This is a genomic window from Pantoea sp. PGP6 (genome assembly GCF_053474785.1).
The window spans coordinates 804214-826281 of the sequence record NZ_JBQBMA010000001.1; the positions used below are offsets into that span (position 1 = coordinate 804214).

Here is a 22068-nt window from a genome sequence, read left to right on the forward strand (position 1 = left end):
CGTAGTAATCCCCGGTTTTTTGGTTACTGATGTTATCGAATAACGCTCTGAAGAAATCCGTCTGTGAAGGTCTGCGGGCGTTGATAATTGCCTCTGTCGCTTCATCCCTGAATGTTACCTCCACCTCTTCCATCCCCAGTGAGCGAATGATCCCGGCAATGTCAGGCCAGTAGCGAAGATCGAAACTGTTAAGTCGCTGCAATTCTGGCTTACAGAAGCAGCTGAAGATTGCGATGCCCTTGTATTGACCTGGACCCAAAATAGGTTGTGGTTACCCTGAAAAGCAAATATTACCCCAGAGGGATGTATATACCCGGGGCAAGAGCCCCTGTACCAGTCCCTCATTGCTGTCATGATATTATTACCCCGTTCAATAAGCCCGATAAATAATCGTTATCGGGACTACTGCTAAAACGCCCTGTAACGCATCAGGAGCGCCATATTCATACTAACCACAGATTTCCACTATCGTGTTATTCAATGCGCTTATGCAGGCTCACAGGAAGCTATGGCGGTATAAGACACTACAGCGCTCAATTACTTATTAAATAGCTTGCGGTGATTACCAGGATAATCACCCTATTCCACGTCACCTCAATCGGGTTATTCTGTTTACGATACAATCATGACTATTATCACCAACACGGATAATGCCCCGTTTACAGTCGTTACCAATGGCCTTGTTTACACATATCAAAAAACTTTCAGGGATAACGGGTCACCGTAGTATCTGTAACTGACAGGTATTGTAAGCGTCAATATCAGGCAGACAGAGCAATACCGACAGGCTTACTACAGGTTAGTTCACTGACTGAGCATTTAACGCTCATCACTAATACGCAGACCAGTAATAAACCATTGATACTCACCTGCTGATTTTCAGGCATGACCATTCACCCAAAACGTTACTGTTAACCAGTAACCACCCTGTCGTTATGATTATTAGATTACTGATGTTAATCATCTTCACTTTTATCCTGACGAGGACTAGTCAATGGTAATATCGACTCAATTCAATTCTGTTTTCTTAATGATAGATTTTTAATGAGTGCTAAACATTCAGGTTGTGACTACATTGAATGGTGTATTTCTTACCTGATGGCAATGATTGCTCAATGGATACCATCCAATAGTACTATCCCCTTAGTGAATACCTTCAGATAATAATACCTCCCAGGCATAACCCACTTACTGATAACACATCATCGATTACTGTTACAAATGATAAGACCCCTTCTTTAATATATTAATACCAATCCAACACGCCAGGCATAACAATAGCTATGAAGATAACCACGCCAGACAGCACTTACCTACAACAAACGCCTGCATCAGTTACTCTGGAATTATCTTTTTTCAATAACATGAAAATAGACACCACGTCATATCAAATAACCTCAATCAAATTAACCCCGTATCATCACTGCCCGCAGAAGCCCTCAATCCTGATTATGAGCAACAAAATGGAAATACCTCATGGCAGCCCGACCTGATACCAGAAATGCCCCCTGAAGCGAACCAGGCACCATGATGGGGATGAAAACGAAAGCATGCAGGAGAACAAGATAACCTATTGAGACGATACTCATCCAGTAAACAGAGAAGCATCTGAGAGATAAACAAAGAAAATGACAACTTTAAAACCATGGTAAAACCTTGTCAAAACCAGTATAAATCAACAATAAAACCTCACGATGACTACCAGATGTGTTTTTAAGTGACGATAAAACCATCATCGTGATACTGTGTAGCTACAACAATCACCACCATAACCACTACTATGTAGTTTACGATTACAGGTATCCACAATGGTTGTACATTACGACAATGGCAGACAACATCTTATAAAAACCCGTGACCTGAGAGTCTGTGCTTTTTATGCCGGGTGGCTGGGTGTTAATAAAATAATTAACACCCGTGACATTCCTCACCAGGATGCAGAAAGTTGTCGACAGGCACTCAACAAACTGATTAATCAGTTCATACCGAATGCAGAACAGCGGGCAAGACTTTTTTCTGATATGGAAACAGCCCGTGATGAAAACATCCTTCCGCTGGAAAGTTTTGACTGGCTAGAACAGGATGAACGGGCAACATTCTGGTTATGGGCGTATATTTGCAAGGCCGGAGACTACGAACTTGGTATTGACAAACCAGCAAATGCAGAGTTCGGAAAGAACTGGTATCAGCGAATGAATCTGAGTGTATCTCCGACAAGCCACCAGGAAAGAATTAATATTATCATCTCTTTTTTCGACAACATTATTATTCCGACCCCACCGGTAAATCATCTCAAGCGCCAGGTCATGGACAGGCTGAAAGACCAGTGGAAAAATATTTACAGCAAACCAGCTCCGCTGAAATGGTTACCTAATGAAGAAGACGCGGTACTGTGGGCATGGAACAGCCTCAAATCGCTTCAGGAAGAAAGAAATGCGCCCACTATCGGGCTCTCATTAAATATTTCAACGCCAGGAATGAGTACCTGGTTTACCCCCCTGAGTCATTCTGAACGCAATTTAGCCCTGCGCACGGCGATCGACTTATGGGACGATGCACCGGATACAAAGCGTTTATTCCTTCTGAACCTGAATAAAGCCTGGAACCAGCAAAAATTACGTCAGTCCCGTACCGATAAAAAAGCACTCAATACGTACCTGAAGAACGAAACAAAAACTCGACTGGACTTTATGGCAGAACGTAGCGGAGTTCGCATCAGTGATATGCTGGAAATGCTGATTAATGACCATTACCGAAAAACCTGTGGTGGTGAGTGAGGGCTTTGCGCTAAAAACAAGGTGAGCGGAGGCAGTAATACAGACCAGAAATGACATTCAAAATAATTTCAGACCTATATTACCGGTGTGAGAACGGCAGCAGAAGTGCTGCCGTTTTGTTATTTCACTCACGGAGGTTAATGTGTCCAGTAAGAACAAACGGGGTCCCGATACCCTGTTACCGTCGTTATTCCTTCTCCCGGGTCAACTGTCCCACAAAATACCCGTGCGTATGCTTCTCGCGCTAAGTCACAGCTATGCTTTCTGTTCCGGTACCCAGGTCTCTCTGATACACGGTCCGCCAGCTCATGAAGGCGGCTATTTATTGCCAGTAATAAGGGAGAAAGAAATGCATTGTCCGAATTGCGGTTCGCAAAACATACGACTGCGCCATGTGGGTAAAAAGACGGGTGGGGTCATTGGCGCAACAGCCGGAGGCATTGCCGGGCTTGAAGGAGCCTCCACCGGTGCGCTGATAGGTTCAGTCATTCCGGTTGTCGGTACGATAGCCGGAGGCCTCATTGGTTTTCTGTCCGGCGCCTGTGCTGGTGCGGTGGCAGGCTCTCTGGCCGGAGAACAACTGGACGGTACCGTCTTTGATGAATACGGCTGCACGCAGTGCGAGCATATCTTCAGTGCACCGTAACGTTAATAAGGGTCAGCCCATCCTGCACAAAGCCTGAGCCGCTGACCGTACTCGCTACGGCACGACTGATGACAGGGCGTGTCAGCATGCTGTCGTCATTTCAGCTACCTGGCACTAACCCTTTGTTAATTCTCCTGTTTACTGAAAGATGAATTTTACTTTTTCTTTTCCGCCATTACGGGGGATGGACATAACGTGTCCCTCCCCGCCCGCATAATAACCGCATGAAATATCAACCTATTTATCGCACACGGAGCGTCCATGCAACGACCCGATGAAGAGGCCCGCTACGACCGGCTGGCCGTCAGATTGTCGGTCATTATCAGCCGGTTAATGGCCGGAGAAACGCTGACCCTTCAGACACTGTCCGGTGAGTTTGGTGTATCGATACGCACCCTGCGTCGTGACTTACATCAACGGCTGGTCCACCTCGACATTATCGGGGAGAACGGCACGTATCGGCTCAGTGAGAGCGCCACGCGTGATCACTCTCCGGGGGCCGTTTCCTTTGCCCGCAGTACCGGTATCGCACGCATTATCCCGTCGCAGAACCGGCAACTGATGCACCTGCTGATGAATGAAACGGGCACCTCACCCTGCTTTATCCGGTTTGCGGCAATCTGTTTATCATCTGGCTCGCCGTCTGTTTTGGGCTCGGACGACAGTTCGGCGTGATGGCCTCACCGGACCTGGCGGGCTACTACACGGGCAGCGATACACTGTTGGCCTTAAGCGGCATTCTGTCGCTCACCTGCGGCGTGATGTACATCGTCTGGGCCTTTAAGGCCAGAGCAGCACTGCGACACTATGCGCTGAACACCTTCCGGTTTGACCTGAAGATGAATGCGTTTTATACCGTGGTGCTCAACGTCTTCTACATTACATACTGCATCAACGATATGCCGCAGGCACTGGCGAAGCACCGCATTATTCATGGTCAGGCCCCTGTGCCGCCGGAGTCTCCGTCACCGCAGTAACGCAGCTCTCCTCTTATTATCCGGCCGGGGCATTCCTGTGTGCCCCAGATTCATCCGGATCCCCCCTCTGAGATTTGACCCAATGACATTACTGAAAATCGTGCTCAACACCCTGCGTCAGGTGCTGACGTGGTGCGCCAGCAGCCGGGCGCAGCAGTTTGTGGAAGACCACTTCCGCGAAGAAGGCTATGACGAAGACAGTATTTACATCGCCAGACAGGCGGCAACCCTGCTCGCAGGTGCCTTAATCACAGCGCTCATGGAACAGATACTGCAGCTTATTGCCACACACTTAACCCACTGATGCCCTGCTCACTGAGCGGGGCATTTTGTTTTATGCCATTCATCAGGAACTGAATATGCAAGTCACTGACGATACGTCGTTACCGCCAGGGCAATTCACCCGCCGACAGGCTGAAGCCGTGGTCACGCTTTACCACAACGTCACTATAGAAGATGACCAGGGTACGCACTTTCGGCTGGTTATTCGCGACAGCGAGGGGACGTTAATCTGGCGGGCCTGGAATTTTGAAGCCAGTGCCGGGGAATGGCTTAACCGCTATCTGCTCAGCCACGGGATCCCCAAACACTGACACACCACAGCTTAACCCAATAGCGACCACACAAAAAAGCCATGCTCCCACAGGAGCATGGCTGTTTTGTTTATGCCGTTAAATCAACAATAAGGAATTTACCATGAGACTAGCCAGCCGCTTTGGACGGACAAACCAGATCCGTCGCGATCGTCCGTTAACCCGCGAAGAACTGATGCAGGTCGTTCCCAGCGTATTCAGTGCAGATCGCCACGGTTCCAGGAGCGAAAAATACGCTTACATACCCACCATTACTCTGCTCGAAAATCTTCAACGCGAAGGCTTTGAACCCTTCTTCGCCTGCCAGTCACGCGTACGCGACCCTGACCGCCGGGAGCACACCAAACATCTGCTGCGCCTGCGTCGTACCGGTCAGATAACCGGCCAGCAGGTTCCCGAAATCATTTTGCTTAACTCGCACGATGGTAGCAGCTCATACCAGATGCTGCCGGGGCTGTTCAGAGCCATCTGCACCAACGGGCTCGTCTGCGGACAGTCGTTCGGTGAAATTCGTGTACCGCATCGTGGCGATGTGGCCGGGAAAGTGATTGAGGGGGCTTATGAAGTGCTCGGTGTCTTTGATCGGGTGGAAGAAAAGCGCGAGGCCATGCAGTCACTTCGACTACCAGCACCCGCGCAACATGCCCTGGCGAACGCCGCACTGACATACCGCTTTGGTGAAGAATATCAGCCGGTGACCGCAGCGCAGATACTGACACCGCGACGGTATGAGGACCATCAGGACGACCTGTGGACCGTTTATAACCGCATTCAGGAATCGTTGCTGAAAGGCGGGCTGAGCGGACGCACCGCACAGGGTAAACGTACCCACACTCGTGCGGTTAACGGTATCGACGGGGATATCAAACTCAACCGCGCGCTCTGGGTGATGGCCGAAGAACTGCAGCAGGCACTGAGCTGATGCAGCACATTCCTGCAAATACCCGTCTGACGGCTGTCTGGCCCGTTTCCCTGCAAAACCAGTCCGGCTGCCGTTCCATCTCCGACGATGACCTCTGCGCCTGGTGCAGACATCTTTGCTACCGTCCCGGCGAGCTCAGCCTGTGCCGACTGTCTGTATCTGACAGCATCTGGCCCTCACGGTGCGATGAAGATGGCTATGCGCAGTCCTGCCCGTCACTCCTGCTGAACCAGCATCCCCAACCCGATAAATAAACAAGGAAAAACTAACATGACCGACATTATTAACCTTCACGATACCCTTCCGTTACCGCCACAACCTGCCGGTTCTGCGCCAGCGCTGACCGCCACCCTCGTACAGGACGAGCAGCGCATCGGCTTTTGGCCGCAGTACTTCGGCAGCATACCGCAGTGGATAATCCTTGAGCCGACGGTCTTCGCGTGGATGGACCGTTTCTGCGCCGACTACAACGGCGGTATCTGGAATTTTTATACGCTCAGCAACGGTGGTGCGTTTATGGCCCCGGAAGCGGAGAACAATGAACCGTGGTCGCTGTTCAACACTATGAACGGCAACGGCGGTGAACTCAGTGCCGACGCTGCGGGGATTGCCGTCTGTCTGATGACTTACAGCCACCATGCCATGCGCACCGAATGCGATGCCATGACGGAGCACTACTACCGCCTGCGGGATTACGCGCTCAGTCACCCGGAATGCAGCGCCATCATGCACATCATCGACTGAGCATCCCGCCATGTCGTATGAACTGTCTCACCTGAATACCCTGTGGGATGCGCTGGGGAAAATAACGGTCAGGGATGAGGACGGAGACGTTGTGACCGACGAACTCTTCCTGCATTTTCTGACGGGCACCTCTCTCTTCCCTATCTGGTCATGGTTTGAATCCCAGCACGACGAGTTCGTCGTTGCCGTGAAACTGTACAACACATCAATCCCGGACGGGTCAACATAAAGGAAAAGCCAATGAATATAACCCCTTGCCCCCCCGACAGCGGGGGAATATCTCCCGCCGCACAGCGCACTATCCGACGTGCGCTGACCCTGCTGGAACGCCAGTTACGCGAGCCCGGCGCCTCCTTTACCTCCACCACCGCCGTTCGTGACTGGCTGCGTCTGCAACTCGCCTCACTGGAGCGTGAAGTATTCACTGTACTCTTCCTCGATAACCAGCATCGTCTGATAGCCCACGAAACGCTCTTCACCGGCACCATCAATCATACGCAGGTCCATCCCCGCGAGGTGGTTAAGGCCGGTCTGAAGCATAACTGTGCCGCTGTCATTGTGGCGCATTGCCACCCGTCAGGCCTTGCCGAACCCAGCAATGCAGATCGTCAGGTCACTACGCGTATTCAGCAGGCGCTGGAGCTGGTTGATATCCGACTGCTTGATCACCTGGTGGTGGGCGGCATGGAGATCGTCTCGTTTGCTGAGAGAGGGTGGCTTTAAGGAGAGAATAACGATGAAAATCATCAGCAAACGCCAGGCGATGGCGATATACCGCCAGCATCCGCAGTCCCGGTTGTTTCGCTTCTGTGCCGGCAAATACACATGGTCCGGCAGCATCTGCCACTACGCAGGTCGGGAAGTGCAGGATATCAGCGGCGTGCTCGCCGTCTTCGCAGAACACCGTCAGGACCGCAACGGCCCGTACGTCGTATTACGCAGCGTTACGCTGAATTAATTCACGTTTAAGGAAGGCTAAAATTGTCGAATACAATACCGCCTGTAAACCACGATATCGCCGCCCCTTGGTGGGGGCTTAAACGCGATATCACCCCCTGTTTTGGCGCACGTCTGGTGCAGGAGGGCAACCGGCTGCATTACCTGAACGACCGCGCCAGCATCACCGGCACCTTCAGCGACGCGGATTTACGCCATCTCGACCAGGCATTCCCGCTACTGCTGAAGCAACTGGAGCTGATGCTGCTTTCCGGTGAGCTGAATCCCCGTCATCAGCACTGCGTCACGCTGTATGCAAAAGGGCTGATATGCGAGGCCGACAGCCTCGGCTCGCACGGGTACGTCTATCTCGCAATTTACCCGACACCTGCAACAACAGAATAAACCTCCCGGCAGTTTTCCTTCGTTTAACTCACCAGTAAAGGTTTCCATTATGCAAACACAACCTGTTCCTCCGAAACGGGAGGTTTCGCCACGCCCGTCACCCGTGGCGATCTGGCAGCGCCTCCTGAGTCACCTGCTGGACCGTCACTACGGTCTGACGCTCAACGACACGCCATTTGGCAAAGATGGTGTGATCCAAGAGCATATCGATGCCGGTATCTCACTGTGCGACGCGGTGAATTTCATCGTGGAGAAATACGACCTGGTACGCACTGATCGTCGCGGTTTTAACGCGGAAACTCAGTCGCCGCTTCTCACCAGTATCGATATTCTCCGCGCCCGCAAAGCCACCGGGCTGATGACCCGTCATAGCTACAGGGCCGTTACCGACATCACCACCGGCAAATACCGTGAGGTGCAACCATGAAGCTGTCCCTGACGGTGGAAGCCGATGCCATCAACGTACTGGCCCTCAACATGGGCCGGATCGTCGTAGACATTGACGGTATTGAACTGACCGACCTGATCAATGTGGTGAACCAGAACGGTTATTCGCTTCTCGTTGCTGACGAACCGGGGAAATTGATTGTTGAAGATCCAATTCCGCCCGTTGCCCGCCTGAACGGCATTCAGTGCAGCACTGCACATATCACGGCGGAAGACAATGCTCTGCTGTTTACCCTTTCACACCAGCATGAAGACTTTGGCGAGTCTGAATGGATTAGTTATACCGGCTCGGGTTATCTGCTCCACCTGGGCGCGTGGTCGTTTCCGGTCTTACGCCTCAAACGCCTCGGTCTGTCAAAAGCCTGCCGTCGGTTATTAGTGACGCTTATGCGTCGCTACGCCGCTGGCATTGTTCATCTGGATGCCTTTGGCGAAGTGCTACCAAGTTTTACAACCTTTGACTGGTAACCCCACCTCAATCACCACAAGGTTTTTACATGCCGGAATTAACCACCGAAGTGGCTCTCAACATTCTGATTGGCTGGCTGCAGGACAACATCAGTTGCAACACCGGCATTATTTTCGACAACGACGAAGACAAGACGGATTCAGCAGTGCTGTTGCCCTGGATTGAGCAGGCGCGAAACGATGTTCGTAATCTCCGCCATCTTCAGCTTCTGCAACAGACCAGAACCTGTTAGCCACCGAACCATACTCACCACACACCTATAAGCCCCAGCCCTTACCGGCTGGCGCTTTGCTTTATATAAAGGAAATTAAAATGTCAGATCTTACCCTCACCGAACCTGAAGTGTTAACCGGCCATACCGATGTGATTTGTTCTACCAGTATTGAGCGCATCATCACCGGACGTAATTTCGCGATTGCACAGATTGAAACGCTGATACAACAACTTGACGATATCTCGACGCTGACCCGCAGCATCGGCGGTGGTAAAGCGAATGAATAGGGAATGCGGCAATACAGCTACGACTGCTGGCTGATGGAGGATACTGATACGGCCATGAAAGCCATTACTCGCAATATCGATCGTGGTATATGGCGGGATCTGATGCAACGCTCGGGAATGCTGGCGCTCATGGACGCACAGGTCCGCGACGAGTGGTACAACAGCCTGGAGAAAGACGATATTCCGGCTATCAGTGAAGAGAATATTCTCAACACATTCGAACAACTGCATCTGAATAAAGGTGAGGTGTTTGAACGAGGTGTGATTAACGTGTTTAAAGGTCTGAGCTGGAATTTTAAGACAAACAGCCCCTGTAGGTTTGGCGGGAAAATCATCGTGACGGGGCTTGTCAAATATGACCGGTGGGGATTTGGTCTGAACTGGGGCTGGCAGCGTGACCGGTTAACGGACCTTGAGCGCATGCTGATGCTGCTGGATGGGAAGGCCATCCCCGACAATCGCGCCGACGTCACGCGCCGGTTAAGCGACCATATCCATGAGAACAGGCATAGCACCCGTTATGAGGATGAGATGTCTGTGATTAAGTATTTTCAGAAGGGAACTGTCCATATCACGTTCAGGCGATCGGAGCTGGTCGATAAGCTGAACGACATTATCGCGAAACACTATCCAGGGGCGTTGCCCACTAAACAGTAAGGAACCAAATTATGGTATCATTTTCAAACATGGATGGTGCTCACTGCGATTCCGTAGTAGATCACTATACCTTGCCATCAAATAGTATTCAGATGGATGTAAAAGTTCCTGTTCAACCATCAAATTTTGACCCTTTGCAGAAGGGGGCCTTAATGGGGGCCTCAACGTTTATGGAACAAGATAAAAACCATTCTAATCAATGCAATTACAAAACAAAATCCATTCCGAGTCCGGGCACCACTAATTTTGCATCAAAGCACGCTGGTTAAGAGATGAGAACCTTAACGGGCGGTTAATACAGGGGCCGGTCATTACGGAATGTCCTCCGGTGTAGGCGTATCTGCACTGGTTAACGTTTCTGAATCAGTCCCTCAAGTCAGGGAGCCTGTGTCCGCAGGCTCCCTGTTCTCGATCACTGGCAATAATCCCAGTCAATCAGTTTTGTGTCAATAGTTGTAATTCCCTTTCTACACAGAGATCTGTGTGCAGCGACAATTCTTCTTCCAGTGTTTTTCCCACAATGTCCATATTGAGTTCCACATATTCCATTGTTGTGCTTACGCTACGATGACCCAGTAAATCTTTAACCAACTGAAGATTCCTTTCCGGTGCTTTCATCAGTTCTGTAGCCAGGGTATGTCTGAAACGGTGCGGCGAAACGGCAAAACCACATTCCTTTGACAGACGGCGAAAAAAGGAGCGGATCTTTTGATGCATCACTGTCACATCATTCCTATCAAATTTTGCCTTTTTCCCGGCAATGTAAAAACTGACATCGAAGAGGTTATCTTTTGGCCCGGCTCCAGCCTCCGTTGCCCGTGTAAGAAGAAGCTGTAGCCGCAAACGCAGCTGCTTAACAACGGGAACGCGCCATTCCCTGTGCGTTTTACTCCCCTCAAGGCGCAGATCTATATAACCTTCTGTCAGATTGACGTCCCTGAGCTGAATATGCAGCAGTTGATTTTGCCTCATTCCCGTATATCTGAGCGTATCCAGGACGGTTATCCAGAACCAGGCCGGGTAAAGCGCACTCCGACCGCCACGTGCGAAAATTTTCCGGTTGGATTCAATTTCAGCCTGCTGCATTATCAGATAAAGGCGGGTTAGCTGAGAGCGGTTTAAAGTCCGCTTTTTCTTTCTGTCCCGCTGTACAGTGCAATTGTTAAAAGGGTTTTTGCCCGCAGGCAATAAACCACTTTCCATAGCATAGTTATAGAGGGCCCTGAGATGTGCAATTTTATTGTTCCAGGTCTGCGCCGATTGTTGCTTTTCTCTGAGTACATGTCGCCGCCATCTGAGTACTTCATGATGTGTAACCATTGATGGGGTTATGTCTGCCCCCGTAAATTTCAAGAATCCCTTTACAACCTTTGCGTAGCTCCATTCTGTTGCAGCTCGCAGGTTTCGGGCGAAGAAGTACTCCTCAAGCAATTCTTCCCATGTCGTATAATGGTTTTTGTCAGACATACAGCATTTCCTTTTTCTAAATCAAGCTGCCCTTAAGGGCCCTCATGGACTGCCCCTCCTTCACAGGAAAGACAGAAGCCCGCTGTCTTCAGGGGAAGACGCCCCTCTGAAAAGGTGTGTAGTCTTGACAAGATATCCACTTACAGGTTTAAACGTGCCTTCTTTGCCAGGCGAGTGGTACAGTTTTGCTTTAATAAAACGCTCTCCCCTGCGCACCCTGTGAATATGCAGCTTCTCAAATTCAATTTGTATGGAATCCCTGCTTAGCTCTGCTCCGCTTTCTCTGATGTAAAGATAAAATATGTCCGGAACCCTGAGAAAGATGAACCCTGCAACTGCATGCGCCCTCGAATCAGGCTGATTAATATCAATTCGCTTGCTCTTAAGTCCTTCAGAAAGCCACCTGACAAATTCAGTGCCAGTCTGTTTTTTTATCACTGTTTTTTGTGCGTCAATGTTAATGCTGTGTAAAGGGATGTTATCCTCTACAGCGCGTTCAGGGAAAGAGTCTTCTGCTACTGTCTGATTTATCTCAGGCTTATCAGCTTCGGGACTTAGTTCATTAAGGGGGGAAAATTCTGGCACACTTTCTGCTCTCGTACTGATTGAAGGCTCTTCATCACATGCTTCAGTCCCGGTCATATCAGGCTCTGCAATTGCACTGAACAGACTTAGCAGCATCTCTGTATCAGCCTTCTCTGTTTCGTTTGGATCACATTCCGTAATCTCGCCTGCCTTTTCATTGCTGACGAGATTGCTGTCATCAGCCATCGGCACCGGTGCAATAGAAGATGCGAGTTGAATACCCTGCAAATCTGGAACTTCTGGCGATGCAGTTTTAAGTTTTGCTTCTACTGACGGTTCTGATTCAATCTCTTGATCAGACGGCGTTTGCGTAACTGAAAGGGCCGGCTCTATGAGGGTGTTAACTTTCTCATTTGCCCCGGATACCTCCAGCGAAGGCGATTCCACCTTTTCAGCAGCTTGCTTCATTAAGCTTCTAATAAGTGGCATCGCCGGATGCTGGTTCCATAAGGCCCCGGTAAGATTGCCCAGAGCTTCGGGATTTTCTGCCAGCCATCCTGTCGCCTCTGCTGGCACAAGTTGTCCTGCTGCCAGCGCTGCAAAAGCTGAGGAGTTGTCAGCTTCCCGGAAGCGAAATCGATAAGGTGAGTCCGGAACGGTTATTCCCGGAAGCCAGCTTTTACCATCAAGCAGCTCACCCTCCAGAGACGCCAGGAGCGGCAAATGCCAGAACAGTGCAGACCAGAAAATGACTGCATTCCACATCACGTTTTGCTCTGCCTGCTCTTCTGGCGCAGCTCCGGGTGGAAACATGTATCCTTTGGCCAGTCTGACCGCACAGGTTGTGAACTGCAGCGTAAGGTCCCCGAAGCCGTCTGACTGCGACCACCTTCCCTGCTGTGTTGCCGGCACATTCTGTACCCTGGCCAGTAAGCCATGCAGTGGCGTTATATAAAACCGGTGATAAACATCCGCCGGAAGTGAGCTGTTTTCCCATATTTGTTGCAGGCAGGTTTTTCTCAACGGACTACAGCACAGCGTATCGACCGTACGCGGAGTGTGGTAGCCGACAGGTGTGACAGCGGATACATGATGTGCTGGTTCCGGTTCACCTTTTGAAAACAGAAACCTAAGGGTCCTGATTCTGTCGCGCATGATTTTCTCCTGGTATAGGGCTGCCCAGTGTTGTGACACTCCCCGCGCTTCACCATAAAAAACCAGTTACTCACTCTCAGAAGTTTTTCCCGTTTCTTCGTGCCTGTCGTCGCTCTCTCCATTTCCGGACGGTATGGTTTCGTGCGTCGTCTCGCGGTTTTTCCCGCCTTCATCGCTCAGCCAGCGCATCAGTTCGTTAAGCACAAGCGTTCTTCTGGCCCGGGTGACAGCTACGTACAGCAGGTTAGTCTCATCCTGCCGCTCATCCTGCGAAAGAAGCGGGTCGGTAATGTCAGTAAAATCCTCACTCAGCATTACCACCGGCCATTCCAGCCCTTTGCTGCGGTGTGCGGTTGAAACCGTGACCTGAGCGTCTTTCTCATGGGTTACCACCTGACGGCGCATGATGGCCAGCTTTTGCGGTAGTGGGAAAAAGTCATCGAGAAGACGAATGGCCTGGTTCATCTCCACGTCCTGTGTGGCTTTTGCTATTGAGCAGTATTCATCAAAATCCCGGTAGTCCCGGCTGAGGCGCGGGGACTGCATCTTTTCAGGCATATCGGCGGAGAACCAGTACAGGTTTTCCAGCTCCTCTGTTTTGTAGCCTTCAATCCCCCCGACCCAGAAGACATTTTTCTCCATAAGGCTCGCCGTCAGGGCACTGCCGATCACGCCGGATACCGTCCGGCTCAGTACAGCAATATGCTCAGCCCCTGCCGGAAGGCTGCTGACGACAGCATCCTGCCCCCCGTTACCTGTCACGCGCTTTTCCTCTCCGGCACGTTCAAGCAGGATGTTGGCCATCCGCGCGACCTCAGGGCCAAACCGAAAACTCGCTGTCAGCCACAACCGGTCTGCCTGCACCAGCTGCGGGGCACTCAGTGCATTATCTGCCCCCCGAAACCGGTATATCTGCTGGTAACGGTCGCCGACCAGAATGACCCGGCAGGGCTGATTCAGTACAAATGCACTGGTCACCGGATTGGCGTCCTGTGCCTCGTCGAAGAGGATGGTGTCCCAGCGTTTTGACAGGTCAGGATGAGAGAGCTGGAACAGTTTAAGGTAGGTGTCGTGCGTGACGGGAAAGACTGAATCAGTACGGCTCATTTCATACCAGAGGATTTGTATTGCCCCCAGAATTTTACCGGCATCGAGACCGTGGCGATCATCCTCAGACGGCAGATGTATCAGCCCCGGCTCGGGGTCAGCACTGCAGAGGAACATGTTCAGCCCGCTGAGCGCCAGCCGCGCCAGCGCCCAGTGGCGGGTATTGAGCTTTCTGGCCACATCCGTAATGCGCAGACTGGCTGTCAGCCGGTCACGGAAATGTTTGCCGAAACGGGCCCATGCAAGCTGATGCGACGTTTTACACTCTACGTTATAGGGGAATTTGCGTTCAGCCTCATCCCGCACAGCGCGATTATAGGCGAGGTAAAGCATTTTACTTTCCGGGTTGGCTTCAGCGTAACTCACTAAAGTGGAGGTTTTACCTGTACCGGCAAAGGCATTCACCACGAGATGATTGCCCTTCCACTCGATGATGGCGTTTTGTTCGGCTGTTGTTTTCCAGGTCACTGTGTTCTCCCGCAGCAGCAGATGTAAAAAAACAGCCTGACAGCGGGAAGCGTGCACTTCGAGAAAAAACCAGATCCCTTTTTTCAAAGATAAAAAACGCCCCCGAGCGGGAGCGTAAAAATGATGATCTTATTTTTTTATACTACGTATACATGACAAGTTAGCAACATCCACAAACTTGCGCTGACGTTAACAATAATCGCTATCAATTATCTTAATTGGTCTTTCATTCACGGTAATGACTCCAACTTACTGATAGTGTTTTATGTTCAGATAATGCCCGATGACCTTGCCATGCAGCTCCACCGATTTTGAGAACGACAGTGACTTCCGTCCCAGCCTTGCCAGATGTTGTCTCAGATTCAGGTTATGTCGCTCAATGCGCTGAGTGTAACGCTTGCTGATAACGTGCAGCTTTCCCTTCAGGCGGGATTCATACAGCGGCCAGCCATCCGTCATCCATACCACGACCTCAAAGGCCGACAGCAGGCTCAGAAGACGCTCCAGTGTGGCCAGAGTGCGTTCACCGAAGACGTGCGCCACAACCGTCCTCCGTATCCTGTCATACGCGTAAAACAGCCAGCGCTGACGTGATTTAGCACCGACGTAGCCCCACTGTTCGTCCATTTCAGCGCAGACAATCACATCACTGCCCGGTTGTATGCGCGAGGTTACCGACTGCGGCCTGAGTTTTTTAAGTGACGTAAAACCGTGTTGAGGCCAACGCCCATAATGCGTGCACTGGCGCGACATCCGACGCCATTCATGGCCATATCAATGATTTTCTGGTGCGTACCGGGCTGAGAGGCGGTGTAAGTGAACTGTAGTTGCCATGTTTTACGGCAATGAGAGCAGAGATAGCGCTGATGTCCGGCAGTGCTTTTGCCGTTACGCACCACGCCTTCAGTAGCGGAGCAGGAAGGACATCTGATGGAAATGGAAGCCACGCAAGCACCTTAAAATCACCATCATACACTAAATCAGTAAGTTGGCAGCATTACCAGAGACGGCATCTGATTAAAAAATAGCCTTAACGTACAATAATTTTCGATATCCAAACTGACCCCATATAACCCGGCGTCATTTTTTTCCTGACGGCTTCGCGCGTATCTTCCGGACTCAGTCCCGGGAAAACCGGTACCGTGGGGGTGTCTTCGGTAAAAAGGATCCGCTGACGGTCTTCCGCTGGCAGATTTTTCCAGGGAGTGTCGATGTCATACCCCAGCGTCACCAGAATATCCCGCAGATTCTGTCCGTGCCAGGCCGGGGGCCAGGAAGCAATAGCCCTTTCACGGATACTAAGTGAAGGATCGGGCACCATCAGTGTTTCAGTTACCTCATAGATATGGCCCAGACAATGGCAAGAAGGGCATGCCCCCTGCGGCGTGTTGGGAGAAAAATCCTCGGCATACAGCATCGGCTGTCCGGCAAGATAAGCGCCCGCCCGTGAGTACATAGACGGCAGGCGAGCTGTGTTACGCAGTCAGGTTCTGGAACTGCATAACATCAGCCATGGCTCTGCTGGCGCAAGAAGTATCGCCATCATGGCAACCCTGAGAGACTTCAAAATGGGACGCTGGCTTGCTGGCAGGCTCATGAAAGAACTGGGGCTGGTGAGTTGTCAGCAGCCTACCCACCGGTATAAACGTGGTGGTCATGAACACATCGTTATCCCGAATCACCTTGAGCGACAGTTCGCAGTGACAGAACCTACCAAGTGTGGTGTGGCGATGTGACGTATATCTCGACAGGTAAACGTTGGCCTTACCTCGCTGTTGTTCTCGATATGTTCGCAAGGAAACCGGTGGGCTGGGCAATGTCATTCTCGCCGGACAGCAAGCTGACCATCAAAGCGCTGGAAATGGCGTGGGAAGCTCGCGGTAAACCAGCCGGAGTGATGTTCCATAGTGACCAGGGTAGCCTCTATACAAGCAGGCAGTTCCGGCAGTTACTGTGGAGTTGCCGGATCGGGCAGAGTATGAGCCGACGTGGAAACTGTTGGGACAACAGCCCGATGGAACGCTTCTTCCGTAGTCTGAAAAACGAGTGGGTGCCGGTGACAGGTTATATAAACTTTAGCGAAGCTGCTCATGCGATCACAGACTATATCGTCGGGTATTACAGCTCGCTAAGGTCGCATGACTATAACGGTGGATTACCCCCAAACGAATCGGAAAACCGATACTGGAAAAACTCTAAAGCGGTGGCCAGTTTTAGTTGACCATATATGGACGCCCCGGGTGATGCAAGTACTAGTTCGATGCGGTTTGCGACCATATATCCGGCGTCGTTAGTAGGTTCAATGACCTGCGCCATGATGTTATCCGAGCCCTGTTTCCTAATCACTACACCGGTATTTGATTACCCAGGTCAACTTCAGGCTGTTACAGGGACGGCAACCGTGTCAGCACATCCTTGAGATAGGCATACGGATCGTGCCCATTATTACGGGCCGACTGGATCAAACTCATGATCGCAGCAGCGCGCTTGAGCATGCGAACCCACGCCGAGCATTTGAGAAGGCAACGGGATGAACGCTGGCTGGATAGCCGTGGTTTTGTGGGTAGGCAGCCGAATCCATTTGTGGTCGAGGTTGGCATTGAGGCTGTAGCCCAAGGCGATGTTTGCGATGGAGGCACCGGGTTCAGAACACTCCTGAATGACCTGAGCCTTGAAAGATTTGCTGTAGGTACGGCGCTGAGGGCGCATGGAAAATCCGCTTGATGGGCCATGGCCTTCGGAGGCGGTGTCGGGAAGGTGTGTTGGCCGGACGGATACTGTTGAACTACGTTGTCTGGGGCAACGGAAGTGTTTCGGCCCGACTCTGGAACGCGATCCGCAGCGACGACTGGGCAATTCCGCACGTTGGCCTGAGCAGCCTCGGGGAAATCGTCGTCTGGGCGCGCCCAGACGAGTTTCCGCCAAGGAACATGCAGACGAGCAAGGGGCTGCGGGCACTCGGCTACAACGTGAGGATCGGTGTTTGATCGAGGCGCCTGTGGCACACACAGGCTGAGGAGCCAGGCGCTGTCCATTGCCTGATCAGGCCGCCCCCCTGTGCCTTGCCTGAGCAGTTGACCTGCATCAATGGGGCGGGAGAACGCTGCACATTGACTCTTGACTCTTGAGGTTTTTCATAGTAGGTCTAATATTACAAAGTATTGCAAGGATATCCTTGGCCGGAACCGCAAAGCGACGCGATTGGAGAGGGTGAGATGAAAGCGCACCTACAGGTGATTTTCACGCTCGATGAATTGGCTGCGTACTTGAAAGTCGGCAAGCGGACGCTTTATCGGCTCGCCGCACACGGGGAAATTCCGGCTTTCAAGGTGGGCGGGACGTGGCGGCTTCGTCAAAGTGAAATCGATCAGTGCATCAATGATCAGACCCGAGCCGGAGCAAAGAAGGAGGTGATGCGCAAGCGTGAACAGCAGAAGTCATCCGAGCAGCCCGTGTCGCCTGGGCGCACTGCCCGTCGCAGCAGGCAAAGGGCTTGAGTAACTCGTTTTCCAATTTTTCTGGAGGTATGACATGGACATCGATTTCAAGAAGTTGGCTCCCTGGAACTGGTTCAAGAACGAGCAGCAAGAGCAGCAGACCGCCTCCTCCCTGCCGGTGCAGCGCAATGACCTGCCAGCGGCGAGCGGGCCAGTCAGCCCGATCCTGCAACTGCATCGGGAAATCGACCGGCTGTTCGATGACGCATTCCGGGGCTTCGGTTTTCCGGCGTTGAACATGCCGCAGTGGCCATCCGATTGGTCGGGCATGCTGAAGCCGGCCCTGGACATCCAGGAAACCGACAAGCAGTACAAGATTGCCCTGGAAGTGCCCGGTGTCGAGGAGAAGGACATCCAGATCACCCTCGACAACGACGTGCTGATGGTGCGTGGCGAGAAGCGCCAGGAACAGGAGAAGAAGGAAGGTGGCTTCCACCGTGTGGAGCGCTCCTACGGCAGCTTTCAGCGTGCCTTGAACCTGCCTGACGACGCCAACCAGGATTCGATCAAGGCATCGTTCAAGAACGGGGTGCTCACGGTCACGATCGACAAGCGCGAGGTCAGCGCGCCGAAGCAGGGACGCTCGATCCCGATCAACGGCTGACGTCGCCGGCTCGTTCGTCACAAGAAAAACCCGGCCCGAGACGAGGTGTCGCGGCTCGCGATGCCTCGTCGCCTCAACCTTTTCAACCTTCTAAGGAGCATCAGCATGGCCAGAAAACAATGCCAGGTCTGCGGCCAACCCGCCACCGTGCGGGTGGAAGCCAATCTCAACGGTCGTCACAGCACCATGCTGTTGTGCGACGACCATTACCGGCAATTAGTGCGCCAGCAAAAGCGCACCGTTTCGCCGCTGGAAGCCTTGTTCGGTTCGCGCAGCGGCCTGTTCGAGGACTTCCTCGGCAGTGACTTCTTCCGCATCGGCGACGACGCGACGCCAGTTGCCGCCGATACCGATGACGTGGTCGATGCCTCGTTTGGCGAGCCCGCCGCCGCAGGTTCGGGTGCGCCGCGCCGTCGCGGCAGTGGGCTGGCCAGCCGCATCAGCGAACAGTCGGAAGCCTTGTTGCAGGAGGCCGCCAAACACGCTGCCGAATTTGGCCGCTCCGAGGTGGATACCGAACATCTGCTGCTGGCGCTGGCCGACAGCGACGTGGTCAAGACCATCCTGGGTCAGTTCAAGATCAAGGTCGATGACCTCAAGCGGCAGATCGAGTCTGAGGCCAAGCGCGGGGACAAGCCCTTCGAGGGCGAGATCGGCGTGTCGCCGCGCGTGAAGGATGCGCTCAGCCGCGCCTTCGTGGCCTCCAATGAACTCGGCCATTCTTATGTCGGTCCAGAGCATTTCCTGATCGGTCTGGCCGAGGAAGGCGAAGGGCTGGCCGCCAACCTGCTGCGCCGCTACGGCCTGACGCCGCAGGCGCTGCGCCAACAGGTCAGCAAGGTGGTCGGCAAGGGCGCCGAGGATGGACGCGCTGAGACGCCGACCAACACGCCAGAACTCGACAAGTACTCGCGCGACCTGACCAAGATGGCGCGCGACGGCAAGCTCGACCCGGTGATCGGCCGCGCGCAGGAGATCGAAACAACCATCGAGGTGCTGGCCCGGCGCAAGAAGAACAACCCGGTGCTGATCGGCGAGCCGGGTGTGGGCAAGACCGCCATCGTCGAAGGGCTGGCGCAGCGCATGGTGGCGGGTGAAGTGCCCGAGACCTTGCGCGACAAGCGCCTGGTGGAACTCAACATCAACGCCATGGTGGCCGGCGCCAAATATCGCGGCGAGTTCGAGGAGCGCGTGCAGAAGGTGCTGAAGGAGGTGACCGAGCACCAGGGCGAGCTGATTTTGTTCATCGACGAGGTGCACACCATCGTCGGTGCCGGCCAGGGCGGTGGCGAAGGCGGGCTGGACGTGGCCAACGTGTTCAAACCGATGATGGCGCGCGGTGAACTCAACCTGATCGGCGCCACGACGCTGAACGAGTACCAGAAATACATCGAGAAGGATGCCGCACTGGAGCGGCGCTTCCAGCCGGTGACGGTGCCCGAGCCGACGGTGGCCCAGGCCATCATGATTCTGCGCGGCCTGCGCGACACCTTCGAGGCGCACCACAAGGTCAGCATCTCCGAGGACGCGATCATCGCGGCGGCCGAGTTGTCCGACCGCTACATCACGGCGCGCTTCCTGCCGGACAAGGCGATCGACCTGCTCGACCAGGCGGCCGCGCGCGTCAAGCTGTCGGCCACGGCCCGGCCGGTGGCCGTGCAGGAGCTGGAGTCCGAACTGCACCAGCTGCGGCGTGAACAGGATTACGTGGCCGCGCGCAAGCAGTACGACCAGGCCGCCGAGCTCGGCAAGCGCATCGAAGCCAAGGAGGCCGAGCTCAAGAAGCTCGTCGAGAACTGGGAGCGGGAGCGGGCCTCCGGCAGTGCCGAGGTCAAGGCGGAACACGTGGCGCAGATCGTCTCGCGCCTGACCGGCATCCCGGTCAACGAGTTGACGGTGGAAGAGCGCGAAAAGCTGCTGCACTTGGAACAACGGCTGCACGAGCGCCTGGTGGGACAAGACGAGGCGGTCCGTGCCGTGGCCGATGCCGTGCGGCTGTCCCGCGCCGGCCTGCGCGAAGGCAGCAAACCGGTGGCTACCTTCCTGTTTCTGGGCCCGACCGGGGTGGGCAAGACCGAGCTCGCCAAGGCATTGGCCGAATCGATCTACGGCGATGAGCACGCCCTGTTGCGCATCGACATGTCGGAATATGGCGAACGCCATACCGTGGCGCGGCTGGTGGGCGCGCCTCCGGGCTATGTCGGTTACGACGAAGGCGGTCAGCTCACCGAGAAGGTGCGGCGCAAGCCCTACAGCGTGCTGCTGCTCGACGAGATCGAGAAGGCACACCCTGACGTCTACAACATCCTGCTGCAAGTGTTCGACGACGGTCGCCTCACCGACGGCAAGGGCCGGGTGGTGGATTTCACCAACACCATCATCATCGCCACGTCCAACCTGGGTTCGGACATCATCCAGCGACGGCTGAAGGCGCGTGGGGCGGCCGACGAGGAGTACGAAAAGACCAAGACCGAGGTCATGGACGTGCTGCGCGGCCACTTCCGGCCCGAGTTCCTCAACCGCATCGACGAGATCATCGTCTTTCATGCGCTGGGCAAGGAGGAGATCCGCCACATCGTCGGCCTGCAGCTCGATCGCGTGGCGCGCAGCGCCGCCAGCCAGGGCGTGACGCTCACTTTCGATCAGACGCTGATCGACCATTTCGCGGAAGAAGGCTACAAACCCGAGTTCGGTGCGCGTGAACTCAAGCGCCTGATCCGCAGCGAGCTGGAAACTGCGCTGGCGCGCGAGATGCTCGGTGGCAGCATCGGCAAGGGCGATCACGCCAGCGCACGCTGGGACGACAAGGCCGAACGCGTGGTGTTCGAACGCAAAGAGCTACCGCAGACCCCGGCCGAGCCGGAGCAGCCGGATGTCGCGAAGGCGACCGAGACGCCGCACGGCGACGCTGGCAAAGGCTCGCGCAAGAAGAAGTCGGCGAGCGACGCATCTTGATGGCGGGCGAGGCTGCCGTGTCCGACCCCATCGGCCTGGCATGGGCAGCCTCCCTGGCATCAATCGCGGTGGCGGTCGTGCCCGCGGGTCACGCGGTCGTCTACAAGCGTGATCCGCGGTCGGCCACGCCGTGGGGGCTGCTCATCAGCGGCGGCACTGCCCTCCCGCTCGCTGGCCATCCGTTTGCGTGACGGTGCGGCCCGTCTGTTCACCTGA

The 22068-nt window shown here is 53.7% G+C and carries 27 protein-coding genes and 3 pseudogenes; 23 read left to right on the plus strand and 7 right to left on the minus strand.

Features of this window, described 5'->3' with window-relative positions:
- The first annotated feature begins 1808 nt into the window (after nucleotides 1–1808).
- The 17 genes and pseudogenes from ACLIBF_RS03855 (at nucleotide 1809) to ACLIBF_RS03935 (ending at nucleotide 10343) form a co-directional block, all read left to right on the plus strand.
- Nucleotides 1809–2777, plus strand: coding sequence for a hypothetical protein (locus tag ACLIBF_RS03855; RefSeq protein WP_016154453.1), 969 nt, complete (start codon nucleotides 1809–1811; stop codon nucleotides 2775–2777).
- 142 nt (nucleotides 2778–2919) lie between these two features.
- The gene (locus ACLIBF_RS03860) at nucleotides 2920–3423 is read left to right on the plus strand and encodes a glycine zipper family protein (protein WP_016154454.1); all 504 of its coding nucleotides are present in this window, start codon (nucleotides 2920–2922) and stop codon (nucleotides 3421–3423) included.
- A 261-nt stretch (nucleotides 3424–3684) separates the two neighbouring features.
- Nucleotides 3685–4098: an HTH domain-containing protein gene (locus ACLIBF_RS03865; RefSeq protein ID WP_227797084.1), complete on the plus strand. Its 414-nt coding sequence runs from the start codon at nucleotides 3685–3687 to the stop codon at nucleotides 4096–4098.
- On the plus strand, nucleotides 4098–4400 hold the full coding sequence (locus ACLIBF_RS03870) for a hypothetical protein (RefSeq protein ID WP_420286565.1): 303 nt from the start codon (nucleotides 4098–4100) through the stop codon (nucleotides 4398–4400). Before ACLIBF_RS03865 ends, ACLIBF_RS03870 begins: the two co-directional genes overlap by 1 nt.
- 82 nt (nucleotides 4401–4482) lie before the next feature.
- A complete protein-coding gene (locus ACLIBF_RS03875; RefSeq protein ID WP_009652443.1) occupies nucleotides 4483–4704 on the plus strand; it encodes a hypothetical protein in 222 nt (73 codons plus the stop codon).
- A 55-nt stretch (nucleotides 4705–4759) separates the two neighbouring features.
- Nucleotides 4760–4993, plus strand: coding sequence for a DUF905 domain-containing protein (locus tag ACLIBF_RS03880; RefSeq protein WP_009652474.1), 234 nt, complete (start codon nucleotides 4760–4762; stop codon nucleotides 4991–4993).
- A gap of 103 nt (nucleotides 4994–5096) precedes the next feature.
- Nucleotides 5097–5915: a DUF932 domain-containing protein gene (locus tag ACLIBF_RS03885; protein WP_009652424.1), complete on the plus strand. Its 819-nt coding sequence runs from the start codon at nucleotides 5097–5099 to the stop codon at nucleotides 5913–5915.
- Nucleotides 5916–6185: 270 nt separating this feature from the next.
- On the plus strand, nucleotides 6186–6659 hold the full coding sequence (locus ACLIBF_RS03890; protein WP_009652453.1) for an antirestriction protein: 474 nt from the start codon (nucleotides 6186–6188) through the stop codon (nucleotides 6657–6659).
- 10 nt (nucleotides 6660–6669) lie between these two features.
- Nucleotides 6670–6888 (plus strand): hypothetical protein, encoded by a 219-nt coding sequence (locus ACLIBF_RS03895; protein WP_009652503.1) that lies wholly within the window; start codon nucleotides 6670–6672, stop codon nucleotides 6886–6888.
- An 11-nt stretch (nucleotides 6889–6899) separates the two neighbouring features.
- Nucleotides 6900–7382, plus strand: a complete 483-nt coding sequence (gene radC / locus ACLIBF_RS03900; protein WP_016154455.1) for a RadC family protein — start codon at nucleotides 6900–6902, stop codon at nucleotides 7380–7382.
- A 13-nt stretch (nucleotides 7383–7395) separates the two neighbouring features.
- The gene (locus ACLIBF_RS03905; protein WP_009652392.1) at nucleotides 7396–7617 is read left to right on the plus strand and encodes a DUF987 domain-containing protein; all 222 of its coding nucleotides are present in this window, start codon (nucleotides 7396–7398) and stop codon (nucleotides 7615–7617) included.
- 23 nt (nucleotides 7618–7640) lie between these two features.
- Nucleotides 7641–8000 (plus strand): type IV toxin-antitoxin system YeeU family antitoxin, encoded by a 360-nt coding sequence (locus ACLIBF_RS03910; protein WP_009652436.1) that lies wholly within the window; start codon nucleotides 7641–7643, stop codon nucleotides 7998–8000.
- A gap of 49 nt (nucleotides 8001–8049) precedes the next feature.
- Entirely contained in the window at nucleotides 8050–8427 is a 378-nt protein-coding gene (locus tag ACLIBF_RS03915; protein ID WP_016154457.1) for a TA system toxin CbtA family protein, read from the plus strand.
- Entirely contained in the window at nucleotides 8424–8915 is a 492-nt protein-coding gene (locus ACLIBF_RS03920) for a DUF5983 family protein (protein WP_009652438.1), read from the plus strand. Before ACLIBF_RS03915 ends, ACLIBF_RS03920 begins: the two co-directional genes overlap by 4 nt.
- Nucleotides 8916–8944: 29 nt before the next feature.
- Nucleotides 8945–9148: a DUF957 domain-containing protein gene (locus tag ACLIBF_RS03925; RefSeq protein WP_009652505.1), complete on the plus strand. Its 204-nt coding sequence runs from the start codon at nucleotides 8945–8947 to the stop codon at nucleotides 9146–9148.
- An 80-nt stretch (nucleotides 9149–9228) separates the two neighbouring features.
- Nucleotides 9229–10074 (plus strand): annotated as a pseudogene (locus ACLIBF_RS03930) (DUF4942 domain-containing protein).
- Between the two features lie 11 nt (nucleotides 10075–10085).
- Nucleotides 10086–10343: a hypothetical protein gene (locus tag ACLIBF_RS03935; RefSeq protein WP_181500193.1), complete on the plus strand. Its 258-nt coding sequence runs from the start codon at nucleotides 10086–10088 to the stop codon at nucleotides 10341–10343.
- 166 nt (nucleotides 10344–10509) lie between these two features.
- Here the strand turns inward: ACLIBF_RS03935 and ACLIBF_RS03940 are convergent, their stop codons facing one another.
- The 5 genes from ACLIBF_RS03940 to ACLIBF_RS03960 form a co-directional block, all read right to left on the minus strand.
- Nucleotides 10510–11541 carry a tyrosine-type recombinase/integrase gene (locus ACLIBF_RS03940; protein ID WP_016807923.1) on the minus strand — a complete coding sequence of 344 codons (1032 nt, stop codon included), beginning with the start codon at nucleotides 11539–11541 and terminating at the stop codon, nucleotides 10510–10512.
- A 60-nt stretch (nucleotides 11542–11601) separates the two neighbouring features.
- Complete coding sequence (locus ACLIBF_RS03945; protein WP_448309389.1) at nucleotides 11602–13221, minus strand: TraI domain-containing protein; 1620 nt, start codon at nucleotides 13219–13221, stop codon at nucleotides 11602–11604.
- Nucleotides 13222–13287: 66 nt separating this feature from the next.
- Nucleotides 13288–14796, minus strand: a complete 1509-nt coding sequence (locus ACLIBF_RS03950) for a UvrD-helicase domain-containing protein (protein ID WP_448310368.1) — start codon at nucleotides 14794–14796, stop codon at nucleotides 13288–13290.
- A gap of 249 nt (nucleotides 14797–15045) precedes the next feature.
- A protein-coding gene (locus tag ACLIBF_RS03955) for an IS1 family transposase (protein ID WP_223862015.1) occupies nucleotides 15046–15743 on the minus strand; the annotation gives its coding sequence in 2 pieces (ribosomal slippage) (nucleotides 15046–15494 and nucleotides 15494–15743; 699 coding nt in all).
- Between the two features lie 83 nt (nucleotides 15744–15826).
- Complete coding sequence (locus tag ACLIBF_RS03960) at nucleotides 15827–16213, minus strand: hypothetical protein (RefSeq protein WP_046050277.1); 387 nt, start codon at nucleotides 16211–16213, stop codon at nucleotides 15827–15829.
- Between the two features lie 40 nt (nucleotides 16214–16253).
- Here ACLIBF_RS03960 and ACLIBF_RS03965 point away from each other — a divergent pair.
- Nucleotides 16254–17017, plus strand: a pseudogene (locus tag ACLIBF_RS03965) (IS3 family transposase); the annotation flags it as partial.
- Between the two features lie 163 nt (nucleotides 17018–17180).
- Here ACLIBF_RS03965 and ACLIBF_RS03970 read toward each other — a convergent pair.
- A pseudogene (locus ACLIBF_RS03970) lies at nucleotides 17181–17297 on the minus strand (transposase domain-containing protein); the annotation flags it as partial.
- A complete protein-coding gene (locus tag ACLIBF_RS03975; RefSeq protein WP_039185905.1) occupies nucleotides 17242–17505 on the minus strand; it encodes a transposase in 264 nt (87 codons plus the stop codon). The gene ACLIBF_RS03975 and the pseudogene ACLIBF_RS03970, both read right to left, overlap by 56 nt.
- A 14-nt stretch (nucleotides 17506–17519) precedes the next feature.
- Here ACLIBF_RS03975 and ACLIBF_RS03980 point away from each other — a divergent pair, with 14 nt between their 5' ends.
- From ACLIBF_RS03980 to ACLIBF_RS04000, 5 genes are all read left to right on the plus strand, one after another.
- Nucleotides 17520–17783: a hypothetical protein gene (locus ACLIBF_RS03980; protein ID WP_001295708.1), complete on the plus strand. Its 264-nt coding sequence runs from the start codon at nucleotides 17520–17522 to the stop codon at nucleotides 17781–17783.
- 228 nt (nucleotides 17784–18011) lie between these two features.
- Nucleotides 18012–18293 (plus strand): helix-turn-helix domain-containing protein, encoded by a 282-nt coding sequence (locus ACLIBF_RS03985; protein ID WP_000643630.1) that lies wholly within the window; start codon nucleotides 18012–18014, stop codon nucleotides 18291–18293.
- A 34-nt stretch (nucleotides 18294–18327) separates the two neighbouring features.
- Entirely contained in the window at nucleotides 18328–18897 is a 570-nt protein-coding gene (hsp20, locus tag ACLIBF_RS03990; protein ID WP_000350435.1) for a small heat shock protein sHSP20, read from the plus strand.
- A 105-nt stretch (nucleotides 18898–19002) separates the two neighbouring features.
- Nucleotides 19003–21852 (plus strand): heat shock survival AAA family ATPase ClpK, encoded by a 2850-nt coding sequence (gene clpK, locus ACLIBF_RS03995; protein ID WP_019077723.1) that lies wholly within the window; start codon nucleotides 19003–19005, stop codon nucleotides 21850–21852.
- Nucleotides 21852–22043 (plus strand): hypothetical protein, encoded by a 192-nt coding sequence (locus ACLIBF_RS04000; protein ID WP_039185901.1) that lies wholly within the window; start codon nucleotides 21852–21854, stop codon nucleotides 22041–22043. The genes clpK and ACLIBF_RS04000 overlap by 1 nt, the downstream gene beginning before the upstream one ends.
- Nucleotides 22044–22068: the final 25 nt, after the last annotated feature.

Bases quoted from the DNA above. Each gene is read 5' to 3' on its own strand.
- ACLIBF_RS03890 (WP_009652453.1), top strand. From the start codon at position 6,186: ATGACCGACATTATTAACCTTCACGATACCCTTCCGTTACCGCCACAA.
- clpK (WP_019077723.1), top strand. From the start codon at position 19,003: ATGGCCAGAAAACAATGCCAGGTCTGCGGCCAACCCGCCACCGTGCGG.
- ACLIBF_RS03980 (WP_001295708.1), top strand. From the start codon at position 17,520: ATGGGCCATGGCCTTCGGAGGCGGTGTCGGGAAGGTGTGTTGGCCGGA.
- ACLIBF_RS03960 (WP_046050277.1), bottom strand. From the start codon at position 16,213: ATGCTGTATGCCGAGGATTTTTCTCCCAACACGCCGCAGGGGGCATGC.
- ACLIBF_RS03855 (WP_016154453.1), top strand. From the start codon at position 1,809: ATGGTTGTACATTACGACAATGGCAGACAACATCTTATAAAAACCCGT.
- ACLIBF_RS03880 (WP_009652474.1), top strand. From the start codon at position 4,760: ATGCAAGTCACTGACGATACGTCGTTACCGCCAGGGCAATTCACCCGC.
- ACLIBF_RS03975 (WP_039185905.1), bottom strand. From the start codon at position 17,505: ATGCGCCCTCAGCGCCGTACCTACAGCAAATCTTTCAAGGCTCAGGTC.
- ACLIBF_RS03865 (WP_227797084.1), top strand. From the start codon at position 3,685: ATGCAACGACCCGATGAAGAGGCCCGCTACGACCGGCTGGCCGTCAGA.
- ACLIBF_RS03875 (WP_009652443.1), top strand. From the start codon at position 4,483: ATGACATTACTGAAAATCGTGCTCAACACCCTGCGTCAGGTGCTGACG.
- radC (WP_016154455.1), top strand. From the start codon at position 6,900: ATGAATATAACCCCTTGCCCCCCCGACAGCGGGGGAATATCTCCCGCC.
- ACLIBF_RS03940 (WP_016807923.1), bottom strand. From the start codon at position 11,541: ATGTCTGACAAAAACCATTATACGACATGGGAAGAATTGCTTGAGGAG.
- ACLIBF_RS03870 (WP_420286565.1), top strand. From the start codon at position 4,098: ATGGCCTCACCGGACCTGGCGGGCTACTACACGGGCAGCGATACACTG.
- ACLIBF_RS03945 (WP_448309389.1), bottom strand. From the start codon at position 13,221: ATGCGCGACAGAATCAGGACCCTTAGGTTTCTGTTTTCAAAAGGTGAA.
- ACLIBF_RS03895 (WP_009652503.1), top strand. From the start codon at position 6,670: ATGTCGTATGAACTGTCTCACCTGAATACCCTGTGGGATGCGCTGGGG.
- ACLIBF_RS03985 (WP_000643630.1), top strand. From the start codon at position 18,012: ATGAAAGCGCACCTACAGGTGATTTTCACGCTCGATGAATTGGCTGCG.
- ACLIBF_RS03915 (WP_016154457.1), top strand. From the start codon at position 8,050: ATGCAAACACAACCTGTTCCTCCGAAACGGGAGGTTTCGCCACGCCCG.
- ACLIBF_RS03935 (WP_181500193.1), top strand. From the start codon at position 10,086: ATGGTATCATTTTCAAACATGGATGGTGCTCACTGCGATTCCGTAGTA.
- ACLIBF_RS03920 (WP_009652438.1), top strand. From the start codon at position 8,424: ATGAAGCTGTCCCTGACGGTGGAAGCCGATGCCATCAACGTACTGGCC.
- ACLIBF_RS04000 (WP_039185901.1), top strand. From the start codon at position 21,852: ATGGCGGGCGAGGCTGCCGTGTCCGACCCCATCGGCCTGGCATGGGCA.
- ACLIBF_RS03905 (WP_009652392.1), top strand. From the start codon at position 7,396: ATGAAAATCATCAGCAAACGCCAGGCGATGGCGATATACCGCCAGCAT.
- ACLIBF_RS03925 (WP_009652505.1), top strand. From the start codon at position 8,945: ATGCCGGAATTAACCACCGAAGTGGCTCTCAACATTCTGATTGGCTGG.
- hsp20 (WP_000350435.1), top strand. From the start codon at position 18,328: ATGGACATCGATTTCAAGAAGTTGGCTCCCTGGAACTGGTTCAAGAAC.
- ACLIBF_RS03885 (WP_009652424.1), top strand. From the start codon at position 5,097: ATGAGACTAGCCAGCCGCTTTGGACGGACAAACCAGATCCGTCGCGAT.